The organism is Lachnoclostridium sp. An169 (assembly GCF_002160525.1).
GTDB classification, from domain to species: Bacteria; Bacillota; Clostridia; order Lachnospirales; family Lachnospiraceae; genus Mediterraneibacter; species Mediterraneibacter cottocaccae.
Genome location: NZ_NFKT01000009.1, coordinates 49,787 through 64,245, shown reverse-complemented (window position 1 = coordinate 64,245; position 14,459 = coordinate 49,787). Strand labels below are relative to the sequence as shown.

General features: G+C 51.9%; 16 protein-coding genes. 6 read left to right on the top strand and 10 right to left on the bottom strand.

Annotation, left to right across the window (positions count from 1 at the left end):
• Window positions 1-27: 27 nt before the first annotated feature.
• Window positions 28-567 carry a TetR/AcrR family transcriptional regulator gene (locus tag B5F07_RS08490; RefSeq protein WP_087160846.1) on the bottom strand — a complete coding sequence of 180 codons (540 nt, stop codon included), beginning with the start codon at window positions 565-567 and terminating at the stop codon, window positions 28-30.
• Window positions 568-668: 101 nt separating this feature from the next.
• On the opposite strand from B5F07_RS08490, the gene B5F07_RS23555 reads away from it, so the two are divergent.
• A complete protein-coding gene (locus tag B5F07_RS23555; RefSeq protein WP_087160845.1) occupies window positions 669-1,016 on the top strand; it encodes a hydrogenase maturation nickel metallochaperone HypA in 348 nt (115 codons plus the stop codon).
• 32 nt (window positions 1,017-1,048) lie between these two features.
• Window positions 1,049-1,735 carry a hydrogenase nickel incorporation protein HypB gene (hypB, locus tag B5F07_RS08480; RefSeq protein WP_087160844.1) on the top strand — a complete coding sequence of 229 codons (687 nt, stop codon included), beginning with the start codon at window positions 1,049-1,051 and terminating at the stop codon, window positions 1,733-1,735.
• 50 nt (window positions 1,736-1,785) lie between these two features.
• Here the strand turns inward: hypB and B5F07_RS08475 are convergent, their stop codons facing one another.
• The 4 genes from B5F07_RS08475 to B5F07_RS08460 are packed head-to-tail and all read right to left on the bottom strand — an operon-like array spanning window position 1,786 to window position 6,763.
• Window positions 1,786-4,374, bottom strand: a complete 2,589-nt coding sequence (locus tag B5F07_RS08475; protein WP_087160843.1) for an ABC transporter permease — start codon at window positions 4,372-4,374, stop codon at window positions 1,786-1,788.
• On the bottom strand, window positions 4,371-5,036 hold the full coding sequence (locus B5F07_RS08470; RefSeq protein ID WP_087160842.1) for an ABC transporter ATP-binding protein: 666 nt from the start codon (window positions 5,034-5,036) through the stop codon (window positions 4,371-4,373). Before B5F07_RS08470 ends, B5F07_RS08475 begins: the two co-directional genes overlap by 4 nt.
• A gap of 18 nt (window positions 5,037-5,054) precedes the next feature.
• Window positions 5,055-6,077 carry a sensor histidine kinase gene (locus B5F07_RS08465; protein WP_087160841.1) on the bottom strand — a complete coding sequence of 341 codons (1,023 nt, stop codon included), beginning with the start codon at window positions 6,075-6,077 and terminating at the stop codon, window positions 5,055-5,057.
• A complete protein-coding gene (locus B5F07_RS08460) occupies window positions 6,074-6,763 on the bottom strand; it encodes a response regulator transcription factor (protein ID WP_087160840.1) in 690 nt (229 codons plus the stop codon). Before B5F07_RS08460 ends, B5F07_RS08465 begins: the two co-directional genes overlap by 4 nt.
• 314 nt (window positions 6,764-7,077) lie before the next feature.
• Here B5F07_RS08460 and B5F07_RS08455 point away from each other — a divergent pair, with 314 nt between their 5' ends.
• The 3 genes from B5F07_RS08455 (at window position 7,078) to B5F07_RS08445 (ending at window position 8,362) form a co-directional block, all read left to right on the top strand.
• The gene (locus B5F07_RS08455) at window positions 7,078-7,674 is read left to right on the top strand and encodes a recombinase family protein (protein ID WP_087160839.1); all 597 of its coding nucleotides are present in this window, start codon (window positions 7,078-7,080) and stop codon (window positions 7,672-7,674) included.
• A 109-nt stretch (window positions 7,675-7,783) separates the two neighbouring features.
• Window positions 7,784-7,990 carry a hypothetical protein gene (locus tag B5F07_RS08450; protein WP_087160838.1) on the top strand — a complete coding sequence of 69 codons (207 nt, stop codon included), beginning with the start codon at window positions 7,784-7,786 and terminating at the stop codon, window positions 7,988-7,990.
• 27 nt (window positions 7,991-8,017) lie between these two features.
• The gene (locus B5F07_RS08445; RefSeq protein WP_087160905.1) at window positions 8,018-8,362 is read left to right on the top strand and encodes a winged helix-turn-helix transcriptional regulator; all 345 of its coding nucleotides are present in this window, start codon (window positions 8,018-8,020) and stop codon (window positions 8,360-8,362) included.
• Here B5F07_RS08445 and ilvD read toward each other — a convergent pair.
• Window positions 8,266-9,987, bottom strand: a complete 1,722-nt coding sequence (gene ilvD / locus B5F07_RS08440; protein WP_087160837.1) for a dihydroxy-acid dehydratase — start codon at window positions 9,985-9,987, stop codon at window positions 8,266-8,268. The genes B5F07_RS08445 and ilvD overlap by 97 nt on opposite strands.
• Before the next feature lie 255 nt (window positions 9,988-10,242).
• On the opposite strand from ilvD, the gene B5F07_RS08435 reads away from it, so the two are divergent.
• On the top strand, window positions 10,243-10,926 hold the full coding sequence (locus B5F07_RS08435; RefSeq protein ID WP_087160836.1) for a FadR/GntR family transcriptional regulator: 684 nt from the start codon (window positions 10,243-10,245) through the stop codon (window positions 10,924-10,926).
• A gap of 1 nt (window position 10,927) precedes the next feature.
• Here the strand turns inward: B5F07_RS08435 and B5F07_RS08430 are convergent, their stop codons facing one another.
• The 4 genes from B5F07_RS08430 to abc-f all read right to left on the bottom strand — a co-directional run bounded on the left by B5F07_RS08430 (window position 10,928) and on the right by abc-f (window position 14,353).
• Complete coding sequence (locus tag B5F07_RS08430) at window positions 10,928-11,791, bottom strand: EamA family transporter (RefSeq protein WP_087160835.1); 864 nt, start codon at window positions 11,789-11,791, stop codon at window positions 10,928-10,930.
• 15 nt (window positions 11,792-11,806) lie between these two features.
• Entirely contained in the window at window positions 11,807-12,235 is a 429-nt protein-coding gene (locus tag B5F07_RS08425; RefSeq protein WP_087160834.1) for an Rrf2 family transcriptional regulator, read from the bottom strand.
• Window positions 12,236-12,255: 20 nt separating this feature from the next.
• On the bottom strand, window positions 12,256-12,627 hold the full coding sequence (locus B5F07_RS08420; RefSeq protein WP_087160833.1) for a VOC family protein: 372 nt from the start codon (window positions 12,625-12,627) through the stop codon (window positions 12,256-12,258).
• A gap of 172 nt (window positions 12,628-12,799) precedes the next feature.
• Complete coding sequence (abc-f, locus tag B5F07_RS08415) at window positions 12,800-14,353, bottom strand: ribosomal protection-like ABC-F family protein (RefSeq protein ID WP_087160832.1); 1,554 nt, start codon at window positions 14,351-14,353, stop codon at window positions 12,800-12,802.
• Window positions 14,354-14,459 lie beyond the last annotated feature (106 nt).

Genomic DNA, 14,459 nt, shown 5'->3' with positions numbered 1-14,459 from the left:
TTCATATTGTCTGTATATTATGCTGTTTTACAGATATTTTTTGAGATTTTCCGGAATTGCCCGGGCAAACACATCCACCGTGTCAGACAGGGAGGGCAGATGTCCCCTGTGATAAAAACGGTCCACATATTCCAGCATACCGAGGACAAAAAAGGCAGTACTCTCCCGGATCTCCTGAGTAACCGGATCATGGAATATCTCCCGGATGATCCGGATATAGAAGTCAAAAAGAGGCTGGAATACCGCCTGGTGAAAATGGTTCTGCCCGCGGTACTGCTGATAGTTAAAGAAGAAATCATAATAGTCCACCAGGATCTGCCCGGAATAATAAATAAATGTCCGGAAACTCATATGGTCCAGATTAGACTGGTAATACTCTTCCAGCTTCTGCGTATAAATCCAGAGGAAGAGATCATATTTGTCCTTAAAATTATTGTAAAATGTCCGGGTGCTCAGGCCGCAGTTTCTGGCGATAAGCGTCACCGTAACCTTTTCCACCGGATGTCTGGAAAGCAGTTCGATTGCTGATTCCGCAAGATATTCTTTGATTGATTTTCTTTTTACCATGAGAACCTCCTTCTTGTCCGGAAAACATCACAGTTGTGTTATATAATCTTTACAGACAGTTTACAATATAAAGCAGATTCACAAAAGATATAATATGTGAATTGTCCTGCAATCCCGTTCTTATTACAATAAAGAGTTGTATAAACCGCATTTCGGAAGCGGAAAATCATCTTACCTCTGTCGCCAGTGTCACACTGGAAATCGGAGAGGTCAGTGATATTGTGCCGGACTATATCACCGACTGCTGGAACTGGGCCGTGAAAAAAACGAATTATCTAAAGGACGCGGAACTCCGAATCGAGCGGATAGAAGCCGTCACATATTGCGAAAACTGTGGGAAGACCTACCCTACCGTGCAGTATGCAAAAATTTGTCCCTACTGCAAAAGCGATCATACTTATCTTCTGAGCGGTAACGAATACAATATCAGGGAAATTGAAGCCTGCTGACAGTACAGCGGTCATATAAGGAGTGAAAAGAAATGGGAACAGAACAGACAGATAAATTCAAAATCATCCAGGTAAAAAGAAGTATTTTCGAGGATAATAACAAAGACGCCGAAAAATTAAGGCAGCAGCTGAAAGAAGAAAAGACCTTTCTTCTGAATCTCATGTCCTCCCCCGGAGCGGAAAAAACCTCCACTCTTCTTGCCCTTTCGAAAGAGCTTTCGTGGAAAGTAAAAATGGGCGTGATGGAAGCTGACATCGATGCGGCAGTGGATGCCGAGACAATGACCGAAGCAGGGGTAAAGTCCATTCAGATCCATACCGGCGGCATGTGCCATCTGGATGCGGATATGACGAGGCAGGGACTCACAGAATTCGGCACAAAAGATCTGGACCTTGTCATTCTGGAAAATGTGGGAAATCTTGTATGCCCCGCCGAATTTGACACAGGAGCAGTCAGAAACATGACCATCCTTTCTGTCCCGGAAGGGCATGACAAGCCTTTGAAATATCCCCTGATGTATGAGACATGCGATCTGATGGTGGTAAATAAGATCGATGTGCTGGATTATTTTGACTTTGATAAAGAGAAGGCTGTGGAATATGCAAAAATGAGGAATCCCGACATTGACGTTATCTTTATCTCTGCAAAAACAGGCGAAGGGATTCCCCAACTGGCGGAATGGATCCTGAAAAATGTAAAAGAATGGTGCGCTTCCTAGCAGATATATTTAAACTCTGCCTCTTTTACAATCCTGTAAATATCCGCCTCTTATTCCATGATATGCATGCGCTCATTGATGCTTCCCCGGGTGACAAAGTGCAGGCACGCTGACGGCACTGCGACGGAGAGCACCAGCACCGCCAGAAGTACAAATACAAGCGGCGCCAGGCTGAATGTATACACGGAGACCCAGGATCGCATATTGCTGATGACAGCGGGCATCACATACATGCAGAACAGAACAGTCAGCGGTCCCACAAAGACCGCCATCACTGCCCCGTGGAGCAGTCCTTCTTTCAGGAGAAGAAGCCGGAGCTGTTCCCGGGTCATGCCGAGACTTTCATATACCGCGAACTCTTTTCGCCTGCTGATTGTCTTTGACACCAGCATGTTCAGGAAGTTTAACAGGGCGATCCCCATCAGCACGATGGCGACGACCAGATCCGGAAGCAGGCTGTTGAGTCTGCTGTTGCGGAACACTTCCTGGTATTCGCTCCTTCTCGTAATGGCGACGCCGCGGCTTAAACTCCGCTCATATCCATCCAGATATTCCTCAAAGGAGTCCTGCCGGCTGTGGTCGATATTTACCGCTGCCTGCCGTACACCCTGTCCCGGAAACATTTTTTCAAAGATCTCCGGTGTTACGAAATAGTAAAGGCAGAAATCGGAATCCGGGCTGTTGTTTCCGCTCAGGAACATGCCATCCACCTTTACAGAAGCCATCACTTCAAAAGTCTGTCCTTCCAGAGTGACCGTCTCTCCTGCTGCCAGAGAAGAGAGTCCTTCTGCATTCGCCCCGTATGTGATTACATATTCTCCCGTGGCGAATTTTTCTGCGTCAAAGCTTCCGCTCGTAAAATTGTCCGGATTTTCCGTCAGATAATCCAGGTAATCCCCCTCAATGGAGACGATAAGCCCGATATACGTCCCGGTCTGTTCCAGACGCTCCAGCCCGGCCGTCCAGCCCGGCTGTCCGCTCATCTCCTCCCTCCGGCTCATATCGCTTCCCGGCTGGCTGTCATTATAGTAGTCCACAAGGCGCTGCTGAAGTTCCTCCGACGCTGTCAGCTCCACCTCATGGCTCTTCAGGGCGCTTACTTCCGTCACCTCCGGACGGGCACGCAGTTCTTCCACCGTCTCATCGGTAATTCCCTTATTGTTTTCATTATAACGCTGATAGGTCGTATAGGCAGATCCGTCCGCCAGTGTATAGTCCCAGGGCGACATGGCGTCCACGTAGAGATCCTCTTTCATGCTGATATACTGGATCCACACACTGGAAATCAGAAGCACCGCCAGAAGCATCGTCACTACGGAAAGGGCCGTCCGCGCTTTTCCCCTGCTGACAGAGCGCAGTGCCAGGCGCATGCCCGTCATCTTTCCCCCTTCCGGTTTTTCATCCGTTCCTCTTGACCTCCAGGGCGTGCCGGGCACGGCAGCGCGCAGAAGGGACGCCGGATTTTTCCGTGAGAGCCGTACAGAGGGAATCAGATAGGCAAGCACTACTGTGATAAGGGTGGCTGCCGCCGCTATGGCAAAGGGCTCCCAGGAAAGGAAATAAATCGCCGGATCCTCCGACATCCCGGTGACGATCCGCCCGGTAATCGCCAGATTGAGCAGAAAACCGATGAGCCAGCCCGGCACAAGCCCAAAAAGAGTGACCGCCAGCCCCTTTTCCCACAGGAAACGGCGAATCTGCCGGGGCGTCATTCCCTGTGCCTTGATCCCGGCGAAGAACCGGTCGTCCTGTTCCGCCGCCACATGGATGATCCCGTAGATCATCAGGAAACCGCAGACAAGCACCAGTACAGCCGGAGAATAGAAGGGTTTCGCCTGATTGGAAGCCTTCTCCATCCTGGCCTCCATCCACGCCAGGCTAACCGAGTAGGTCACTTTCTCACTCTCAACGCCCTGCTCCTGCAGTATCTGTCCCGCCACATTTTCCAGATCATCTGTCTGATAGAGCGTCACCCCCAGCGTGATATTGCGGGAATCCTCACTGTTATACCCGGGCGCCAGAGACTCCGCGGTCTCCGCCGTCACCCAGGCACATGACTCGGTAAAATTGGTGGGACTTTCCCACCATCCGCACAGAGTGAAATCCGTGGTATGCGTCTGCCCGGAGAAATCCGTCCACTCCAGCGTGACCGGCGTTCCTTCCTCATAGACAATTCCCAGGGAGTCCATGGTGTATTCATCCATGGCGATCTCTCCCGGCTTCTCCGGCAGACGTCCGGTTGTCGGCACAGACAGCACCGTCTGGGCGTACGCCCGGTCCGTCACAGCCAGCTTGACCGAGCGCTGTCCGATCATGGGGTCTGTAAGCTGCCCCAGAGTGCTGAGCCGGACGCTGCTTCTGATATTCGTGTTCTGGCGGATCAGATCTGCTTCTGCCTCGTTCAGGTTATGGTAGAGAATATGGCTGGTAGAGCCGTACGTGTATTCATAGTTCAGAAGAAAAGCGTTCTCCACAGCATTTCCCAGCAGGAACACAAAAGTATACAGTCCCGTGACAAGGGCAGCCGCCAGGATCAGGATCAGGTTTTTCGCCCGGTGAAAATGAAAATCCTGCCGCACCAGTCTGTGGCAGATTTTAAGATTGTTATTGAAGATCATGTCGTCATTCCTTCCTTTCATCCGCGGATGCGGCCGTCCTCCATGCGCACTACCCGGTCTGCCATCTGCGCAAGTTCCAGATTATGCGTGATCATCACAAGCGTCTGGTGGTAAGTCTCCACAGACATTTTCAGGAGTCCCAGGACATTCTGCCCGCTCCTGGAGTCCAGATTACCCGTGGGCTCGTCAGCCAGGACGATGGCAGGTTTTGAGATCAGTGCCCGGGCAATGGCTACTCTCTGCTGTCCTCCTCCGGAGAGCTGCCCTGGAAATGCATTCATCCGCTCTTTCAGGTGGAGCAGTTCCACGATCTCCTCCCAGAACACAGGGTCCGGCGTGCTCCCGGAAAGACTTAAGGGGAAAAGAATATTTTCCTTCACCGTCAGCGTGGGAACCAGGTTGAAATTCTGGTAGACGAACCCGACCTTGCTGCGCCGGAACACTGCCAGTTCTTTCTCTTTCAGGCCGGACAGGTTCACCCCGTCAACAACCACTTCCCCCTCATCCGGCGTATCCAGGCCTCCGATCATATTCAGCAGAGTGGTCTTCCCGGATCCGGATGCCCCGATGACCGCGGTAAATTTCCCCTTCTCCACCGTGAGATCGACGCCGTCCAGAGCCTTCACCTGGTTTTCACCCTTTCCGAAATATTTTTTCAGGTTATGCACTGTTACGATATCCATAAGAACTCCTCCTTTTCTTCAGCTCAACAGGTACACGGAAAACGTCGTCCCCGCGCCGGGTCTCGACTTCACACTGATATATCCCCTCTGCCGGGTGATAATGCCGTTTGCCAGATAAAGCCCCAGCCCTACGCCCTCACAGGCAGCCGCCTCGGGAGCCCGGTAGAAACGGAGAAATATATCGTTGTAATGCTCTTCCTCAATTCCGATTCCTGTATCGGTAATATCAATCTTCGTATAAAACTGCCATGGTCTCACCGTGACCGTGACGCTTCCGCCTTCCGGCGTGTACTTTACCGCATTGTCCAGAATATTTCCCAGCGCCTCCGCCGTCCACTTGGGATCATGGCGCACGGTAATACTGCTGTCACAGTCCGCCGAGAGCTGGATCTGCTTCTCCTCCGCCCTGGCCCACACGGTGCTCATCGCCCGGGCGATCGTATCCCCCAGTCTCGCGTCCTCAATGTTGATGGTAAATGTTCCCGTCTCCAGGCGGGACATTTTTATGAGGGACTGCAGGAGGAAATCCAGCTTATTGATCTGCTCCTCCATAGTCCGCATGAATTCCTCCCTCTTTTCCGGGGGGAACTGGGGATTCTGCAGAATGGATGTATAGAGCTGCAGATTGGCGATGGGCGTCTTAACCTGGTGGGAAATATCGCTGACCAGTCCCTGGATCGTCTCTTTGTCCTTCTGGCTCTGGATCTTTCCCTCATTCATAATATCGAAATACCGGATCAGCTTTCTCTGCACCCGGGCAGTCACCGAATCCTCATAGGGCCGGTATCCTTCCGGCTGCCGGCCTGACATGAGGGCGTCAAGAGTCTGGCAGATATCGTCCGCAAAGATGATTACCTGCCTTCTCTGATACCACGCCCAGAAAACAACCACCGCATACAGGCTCACACAGAGGGCAAGCAGTGCGCCCCGCACCGCCGCCCAGGGAATACAGGTCCAGATCAGCCGTACAAGAGCGGCAAAGAGTCCGATAGAGACCAGTACCATGCCGGAACGCATCACGGTCAGACTTTTATGTTTCATCGCTTTCCTCCTGTCCAGATATATCCCATCCCTCTCACAGTCTTGATGTAAGTATGCCCCTCATCTTCCACCTTTGACCTGAGGCGGTTCATAGTCACCGTGAGCGTATGGTCATCAATATAGTTTCCTGCGCTGTCCCACAGCCGCTCCAGCAGGCTCTGTCTGGTCAGAATATTCCCCGCATTCTCAGTCAGAACCTTGAGCAGTTTGTATTCATTGGGCGTGATGGCAAGCTTCTCCGCGCCGCGCTTTGCCGTCAGTGCAGCGAAGTCGATCACAAGATAGCCATCGCTCCAAAGTTCTTCCCGGGCGGACGCATTCTTCCCGCTCCGCCGGAGGGCTACCTCCACCCGCCGCAGAAGGATCTGCATGTTAAAAGGTTTCGTCACATAGTCCTCTGCCCCCAGATCGAATCCGCTTAAGACATCCTCCTCCAGGTCCCGGGCCGTCAGAAAAATGACAGGCTGTTCCGGCTTCTTCTCCTTGATTTCCCGGCACAGGTCAAATCCGTTTCCATCCGGAAGGTTGACATCCAGAAGCACGAGGGAAAATTCCGCGTCGTCAAGAAGGAACCTCGCTTTTGCGCAGTTGTACGCCGGGACCGAGACATATCCCGATGTATCCAGTTCAAAACACAGACCGGCACTTAAAGCCAGATCGTCTTCCACTACTAATATCCGTTCCATATCAAACTCCGTTCTGCCGCCGAAAGCCTGCTTTCTCTCCGGACGGCACTGTATTTCACGGCGAAGCTTTCTCTCCGGTCAGCTGCCGCTTTTTCCGGCACACATTTCTCTCCCGGACTGCAGCGCGCGCAGAAGTTATTGTATCACAAATTACCGTTCTGTTTGTACAGGAAAAGAATATCAAATAAAGGTCACAGATATGTCTCACGGAAAGTTACAGTTTTGAGACATAAAGAAATGCGGTCACTTTACCCCGATTTCATAAAAATGTCATAATAACAGATACTAAAAAAAATTCAAAGGAGGAGAAAGCTATGGAAAAGACTGTATATGGTTATGTACGTGTATCTACAAAGGATCAGAATGAAGACCGGCAGATGATCGCCCTTCGGGAATTCCGTGTGCCGGAAGAATGTATCTATATGGATAAACTGAGCGGCAAAGATTTCAACCGTCCCCAGTATCAGAAACTGCTGCGTAAACTCCGGCCGGGCAATACACTTGTAGTCAAGTCCATCGACCGGCTCGGCCGCAACTATGAAGAGATTCTGGACCAGTGGAGAATCATCACCAAGGAAAAACAGACAGACATCGTGGTGCTGGACATGCCGCTTCTGGATACCCGCAATTCAGGGAAGGATCTTACCGGCATGTTTGTCGCTGATCTGGTTCTTCAGATCCTGAGCTATGTAGCCCAGGTCGAACGGGACAACATCCGGCAGCGTCAGGCGGAAGGAATCGCCGCGGCGAAAGCCAAGGGAGTAAAGTTCGGCAGACAGAAAATGGAGGTTCCCGACGCTTTTTTCGCCCTGAGGAAGAATTATCGCGAGGGACGGATCTCCGCAAGGAAAGCCGCCCAGAAACTGGGCGTGGCACACAGTACTTTTCTGAAATGGAACCGCCTTTACTGAACCGTACCGTTCTGACCGAAATAACGGAAAAGGGGGATAAAGTTAAAATAGGAAATGCAAAATTCTGGTTTTTAAGGTAGAGATTCCAGATCAAAAGGAGAGGATCAATATGTGTCAGGCAATCGAAGATATCTATAAGGACGGCAAAAAGGCCGGTATCAAAACTGGTATCAAAACCGGAATTAAAGAGGGACGTACTTCCCTCATCACCCAGATGCTTCAAAACGGACTACCTGTATCGGAAATCCGGAAATATACGGATGCCACAGATGAAGAGATCTCAAATGCAGAACAGGCGGTCCATGGCACAAAATAAGTACCGGAAAACAGTGAGGTGATAAAAATACTGACAAAAGACGAACTTCCCGCATGTCCTGTGGCTACGACTGTGCAGCTGATCGGAAGCAAGTGGAAACTCCTGATCCTGCGCAACCTGCTTGTGCGCCCCTGGCGTTTCAACGAACTCCGCAGAGATCTGGAGGGCATCAGCCAGAAAGTCCTGACTGACAGCCTCCGCTCTATGGAATCCGACGGAATCGTCACCCACACAGTCTATCCCGAGGTACCGCCCCGGGTGGAATATTCCCTGACTCATTCCATATATCCGCCTTTCATCGGCGAGACAGCTCTTTCGGCAAACAGCTTCAACACTCCGCGGGCAAAGCGGCTCTCTTTCGGGACCAGCTGAGCCCGCCTTTTTTCCAGAATTTTTTCGACCTCCTCTTCATCCATGCGCTCCCCGTTTACCCCCACGATCCGCAGGATACGTCCGGGGATACTGACCTCGATCAGATCGTTTTCTTCCACCAGTGCGATGGGACCTCCCTCTGCCGCCTCCGGGGAAATGTGCCCGATGGCAGGGCCTTTGGACGCCCCGGAGAAACGCCCGTCTGTCAGCAGGGCAATGCTCGCTCCCAGTTCCGGGTCGGAGGCAATGGCCTCCGTCGTATAGAACATCTCCGGCATCCCGCTCCCTTTTGGGCCCTCATAGCGGATAATCACCGCATCCCCCGGTCTGATCTCATGGGTTAAAACCGCATGTATGGCGTCCTCCTCACAGTCAAACGGTCTTGCCCTCAATACAGCCTCGAACATTTCCTTCGGGACAGCGGTATGTTTTACGACCGCTCCGTCCGGAGCCAGATTTCCTTTTAAAACAGCGATGCTGCCGTCGGTTCCGAAAGGCCGGTCAAAGGGACGGATCACGTCCTCCCGTTTCAGGTTCCACTGATCCAGATAGCCCTGACATTTCTCATAGAATCCGTTCTTTTTCAGTTCTTCCAGATTTTCTCCCAGTGTCTTTCCGGTCACCGTCATTACATCCAGATGAAGCATATCCCGGATCTCTTCCATGATCCTGGGCACGCCTCCTGCATAGTAGAAGAACTGGGCGGGCCACTCGCCGGCAGGACGGATATTGAGCAGATAATGGGCGCCCCGGTGGAGACGGTCAAATGTATCTGCATCCAGGTCAAATCCGAACTCTCTGGCAATGGCAGGAATGTGAAGCAGTGAATTGGTAGAACCGGAGATGGCCGCATGTACCATGATGGCATTTTCAAAAGATTCCATTGTAACAATCTTGTCCGGAGTCAGGTCATGCTCCGCAAGCCATACCGCCTGTTTTCCCGCCTTGCACGCCACTTCCCGCAGATCCCGGCTTGTGGCAGGCATCAGGGCGCTTCCCGGGAGCATCAGCCCCAGTGCCTCCGCCATAATCTGCATGGTGGAAGCGGTCCCCATAAAGGAACATGCCCCGCAGGACGGGCAGGCATTGTGCTTGTAATAGTCCATCTCCTCTTTCGTAATCTCTCCCCGCTCATACATGGCACTGTATTTTCCGATCTGCTCCAGTGTCAGCAGGTCCGGTCCGGCGTCCATCACACCGCCGGTCACAACGATGGAGGGGATATTGATCCGCCCCAGAGCCATCAGATGTGCAGGCATACTTTTGTCGCAGCTTGCAATATAGACAGCGCCGTCGAAAGGCGTGGCGCCTGCATGGATCTCGATCATATTCGCCATCATGTCCCTGGACGGCAGGGAGTAATTGATCCCGTCGTGCCCCTGCGCCTCTCCGTCGCAGATGTCTGTACAGAAATAGCGCGCTCCGTGCCCTCCGGCGTCAGCCACTCCTTTTCGCGCCTCCTCTGCCAGTTCCAACAGATGTCCGCTCCCCGGGTGGCTGTCCCCGAAAGAACTTTCGATCAAGATCTGGGGTTTTGACAGATCTTCCGGCTTCCACCCGGTCCCCAGACGGAGCGGATCCAGTTCCGGTGCAATTTTTCTCAGTTTCTGACTTCTCAGTTCCATGGTGTTTTCCTCCTGATTCATCTGATATTTCGCTCTTTAATCATCCGATGTTTTCTTTCTCACCCATCCTTTTTCGGACTGTTCGAGCAACCTTTCCGCATTTTTCGCGCGAATTCATCCGATGTATTCAGCATATCTCTTTTCCACAGAAAAATCAAGACCGGTCTACTTATTTTTACATTTAATTTATTTTGACATTTCCATCATTCTGTACTATTCTGATCCTATACTATTTTTAAATCACAGGGGAATCATATGATAAATTCAGATACAAAAAACCGAAATGAAAAGAGCCTGCCGGAAAAATTGTCGGATGATATCATCCACTACATCTTAGAGGAACAGCTGCAGCCGGGAGACCGTCTGCCCAATGAATCCATACTGGCGGAGAAGCTCGGTGCCGGGCGAAGCACCATCCGCGAGGCCATGAAGCTTCTTGCCTCCCGCAATATTGTGACCATCCGCCAGGGCTCCGGGACCTACATCTCCTCCGCTCCCGGGATCGTGGAGGATCCGCTTGGCTTTACCTTCATCGATGATAAGAAGAAACTGGCGGCCGATCTTCTGGAAATCCGTTTTCTCCTTGAGCCGCCCATCGCCGCCATGGCCGCATCCTGCGCAGGCAGGGAAGAAATAGAAAAGATCCTGAAACTGTGCGATGAAACAGAGCAGCTTCTGAAAGAAGGAAAGGATCACACGGAGAAAGACGTTGCCTTTCATACCGCTATCGGCATGAGCAGCGGCAACATCGTCGTTCCCCGTCTGATCCCGGTGATCAATTCTTCCATCCCGCTCTTTATCGATCTGACCGGAAGCGAACTGCGCCGGGAGACCATCGAGACGCACCGGGAGATCGCGGAGGCCATCGCCTCACACAATCCCACCCGGGCACATGACGCCATGTATCTGCACCTGGTCTACAACCGGAGAAGGCTCTGACCTACAGCAGCGCCATGGCGATGGTCCCCGCGGTCAGAAGGAGAAGGCCCACAGCCTCTCTCTTCCCCAGTTTCTCCTCGAATACAAAGTAGGAAAATACCACCGTCACCAGTACGCTTAACTTATCCACGGGCGCCACCACACTGGCCGGTCCCTCCTGGAGCGCCCGGTAGTAGCACAGCCAGGACGCCCCGGTTGCCACCCCGGAAAAGCAGATAAATGCCAGCTCTTTTTTCCCGATCCTGCCTGCTTCTTTCTGCTTTCCGGTCACAAACACCATCAGCCAGGCCATGACCAGCACCACACAGGTACGGATGGCGGTTCCCAGGTTGGACTCCACACCTATGATACCGATCTTACCCAGGATCGCAGTCAGACTGGCAAAAAATGCAGAGCCCGCCGCGTAGAGGAACCATCCTCCTTTGCTTTTCTCCGGCTCTTTTACATCCTTCTTCTCGATCATCAGAAAAATTCCCGCAGCAATCACAATTACCGCAGCCGCTTTCGGAAGCGAAATTCCCTCGTGCAGAAAGATCAGCGCCAGGATAATCGTAAGGACCGTGCTGGATTTGTCAACCGGCACCACCTTATTGACGTCCCCGATCTGCAGAGCCTTAAAGTAGCACAGCCAGGACGCCCCGGTGGCCGCGCCGGAGAGAACCAGAAACAGAAACGTCTCCGGGCTAATCGACGTGATCTGGTCCCAGGAACCTGCCACAAATACCATAAGCCATGAAAAAATAAGGATCACCACTGTGCGCACAGCCGTCGCCACCGTGGAGTCCGTCTTTCTGATCCCGCACTTTGCCAGGATCGAAGTCACACCCGCAAAAAACGCAGAGCCTGCTGCATACAAAAGCCACATTTTCTATGCCTTCTTTCAAATATATCTTTTCAGATCATTCATCACATCCGCCAGTGTGATGGATTCCAGTTCCCGCTCCATTGCTTTCTGCACCTGCAGAAGCTTATCGTCCAGGATATTGTGGATGTTCCTGCCCACCGGGCAGTTGGGGTTGGGATTCTCATGAAAATGGAATAGCGTATTCTCCTCAATGCACTCCACAGCCCGGTACACATCCAGAAACGTGATCTCCTCCGGCTTTTTTGCCAGAGCCGCCCCGCCGGTTCCCCGCTTCACCTCGATCAGCCCTGCATCTCTGAGCTGTGAGAGGATTCTCCGGATCACAACAGGATTCACATTGATGCTTCCCGCCAGAAAATCACTGGTTATCTTATAATCATTTTTAAAATTCTCCATACAGGCCATCATGTGTATAGCGATCGTAAATCTGCTTGAAATCTGCATAATATCCGCGCCTCCTTTCTTTACCTTCCCGATCCGACCTCGATGAGATTCCCGTCCGGATCATAGAAGCGGACAATTTTCTGTCCCCACGGATGTTCTGTCAGCCGGTTCACATACTCGACTTTTCCACCGGATCTTTCCATTTTCTCCAGTTTTTCCACAAACGAGTCCATGTTATTCTCCTCAAAATAAAGCTCTGCAGCATGATTCCGGAAGATCACCTTCCCGCCGACTGCTTCTTCCCACACCGGAGCCGACTGCAGGACAAGCCCTTCGGTCATAATCACTTTATCTCCGCCGTCCAGTATCACATCCAGACCGAAAAGATCGTGATAAAAACGCTTCGACCGTTCCATATCCGTCACCGCGATCAGTACATTTTTTAACTTCATAAATCCTGTGTCCTTTCATCTTTGTTCTCAAACACATCTGTACAGTTATTGAACGTCTGTACAGTATTGAACGTTGTACAGCTATTAATCTACGAAGATATTATACGTTTTTCTTTTCGGTTCCACAATGGTTTCCTCATTCTCCTTTCCCGTTTTTTCATGAAGCGTTTTTTCATGCGTTTTTTCCATATCCTGCCGCGTTTCCGATCTCCACAACCCTGGTGGCGATCTTCTCCCGGAACCTGCGGTCATGCTCTGTCACAAGCATCGTCGGCTGATAACGCAGGATCATATCCTCGATCTGGATCCGTGAAAACACATCAATATAGTTGAGCGGCTCGTCCCACAGATAGAGATGGGCGGGCGTCATCAGAGACGCTGCGATCAGCGCTTTCTTTTTCTGCCCCTCCGAGTAATCCTCCATGGACTTTGTAAACTGCTCCCGCCCAAAATCAAGCTGACGCAGAATCGCACAGTAAAGGCTCTCCGGAAGATTTCTCTCCCGGCAGAAGTCTGCGATACTCCCCCGCAGGAAAGAAGTATCCTGGCTCACACGGGAGATGACAAGCCCTGACGCCAGGGTGATCCGCCCGGTTTCCTCCCATGACATCTCCCCGCCTTCTCCCGAAGCAGCCAGAATGGCTCTCATAAGACTGGATTTCCCGCACCCGTTGGCTCCGTGAAGGAATACCCGCTCCCCCTGCCGGATCTCAAGATCAAGATCCCGGAACAGCGGTTCTCCTGCATCCCGGTACCGCATGCCGAATTTCTCTGTCCGGACGAGCACCTCCTTCCGGTGGATGAGGGGAGTCAGCTTCAGTTCTGCCGGATTCTCGATATCCTGCAGAAGACCTTCCTTTTCCTCGATCTCTCTTTGCATCCGAACCTCCATATTCCGGACCCGGCTCTGCATCTTCTTTGTCTTTGCCCCGATATAAGCCCTTGTTGCCTTGCAGCGGTCATGCTCTTTTACCGGGTCGAAACCGATCTTTGTACTCTCATTTTTCTCCGCCCATTTTTTATTCTCTGCAGCAGCTTTCTTCAGCTTTGATATCTCCCGCAGATGCTTCTCATTTTCTCTGCGCGCGAAACTGTCCCTGCGCAGTTTGTTTTCCTCCCATGTTGTAAAATTCCCCTGCTGTACCTCGATGGTGCTCCGGTTCAGCACAAGCATATGGTCCACGCAGGCATCCAGAAGCGTCCGGTCATGGGACACGAGGATAAATCCTTTCTTCACGGAAAGGTACTCCTGTATCGTCTCCCGCGCCTGCCCGTCCAGATGATTCGTGGGCTCATCCACCAGAAGGAATTCATTTTCCCCGGCGAAGAGCACTGCAAGCATGACTTTTGTCTGCTCCCCGGGACTCAGCGTCCCAAACGGACGGTACAGCACTTCTGCATCCACACCGAGCCGGTCCAGCTCGCAGATCACGCGCCATTCCTCACAAAACGGTTTCCACCGCTCCGCAAGTTCTGCCGCCCTGCGCTCCATATCCCCTGCTTTTATCTGATAAGGAAAATAATCGAATCGGATACCTGTACGGATCGTTCCCTGGTATTCATAATCTCCCATCAGCAGGCGCAGAAAAGTCGTCTTTCCTTTGCCGTTTCTCCCTGCGAATCCCAGTTTCCAGTCTGTATCAAGCACAAGAGACACCCGGTCGAAAATGAGATCCGGGCTCCCCTCATAAGAAAAAGTAAGATTGTTTACCTGAATCTGTGACATACACATCCCTCCCTGCAGGCTGCCAGAAGGATGTGCATTTTTCCTGTGCCGGACCTCACCGCAGGATCCGCCTGAGCACAATATCCCGCTGAATTTCCGCACAAAA

What these genes read in the sequence shown, in the direction of transcription:
- B5F07_RS08460 (WP_087160840.1), bottom strand. Translation starts at nt 6,763, where the DNA reads ATGGAACGGATATTAGTAGTGGAAGACGATCTGGCTTTAAGTGCCGGT.
- B5F07_RS08420 (WP_087160833.1), bottom strand. Translation starts at nt 12,627, where the DNA reads ATGAAGTTAAAAAATGTACTGATCGCGGTGACGGATATGGAACGGTCG.
- abc-f (WP_087160832.1), bottom strand. Translation starts at nt 14,353, where the DNA reads ATGTCACAGATTCAGGTAAACAATCTTACTTTTTCTTATGAGGGGAGC.
- B5F07_RS08465 (WP_087160841.1), bottom strand. Translation starts at nt 6,077, where the DNA reads ATGAAACATAAAAGTCTGACCGTGATGCGTTCCGGCATGGTACTGGTC.
- B5F07_RS08425 (WP_087160834.1), bottom strand. Translation starts at nt 12,235, where the DNA reads ATGCAGATTTCAAGCAGATTTACGATCGCTATACACATGATGGCCTGT.
- B5F07_RS08475 (WP_087160843.1), bottom strand. Translation starts at nt 4,374, where the DNA reads ATGAAAGGAAGGAATGACGACATGATCTTCAATAACAATCTTAAAATC.
- B5F07_RS08430 (WP_087160835.1), bottom strand. Translation starts at nt 11,791, where the DNA reads ATGTGGCTTTTGTATGCAGCAGGCTCTGCGTTTTTTGCGGGTGTGACT.
- B5F07_RS08450 (WP_087160838.1), top strand. Translation starts at nt 7,784, where the DNA reads ATGTGTCAGGCAATCGAAGATATCTATAAGGACGGCAAAAAGGCCGGT.
- B5F07_RS08490 (WP_087160846.1), bottom strand. Translation starts at nt 567, where the DNA reads ATGGTAAAAAGAAAATCAATCAAAGAATATCTTGCGGAATCAGCAATC.
- B5F07_RS08435 (WP_087160836.1), top strand. Translation starts at nt 10,243, where the DNA reads ATGATAAATTCAGATACAAAAAACCGAAATGAAAAGAGCCTGCCGGAA.
- B5F07_RS08470 (WP_087160842.1), bottom strand. Translation starts at nt 5,036, where the DNA reads ATGGATATCGTAACAGTGCATAACCTGAAAAAATATTTCGGAAAGGGT.
- hypB (WP_087160844.1), top strand. Translation starts at nt 1,049, where the DNA reads ATGGGAACAGAACAGACAGATAAATTCAAAATCATCCAGGTAAAAAGA.
- ilvD (WP_087160837.1), bottom strand. Translation starts at nt 9,987, where the DNA reads ATGGAACTGAGAAGTCAGAAACTGAGAAAAATTGCACCGGAACTGGAT.
- B5F07_RS08455 (WP_087160839.1), top strand. Translation starts at nt 7,078, where the DNA reads ATGGAAAAGACTGTATATGGTTATGTACGTGTATCTACAAAGGATCAG.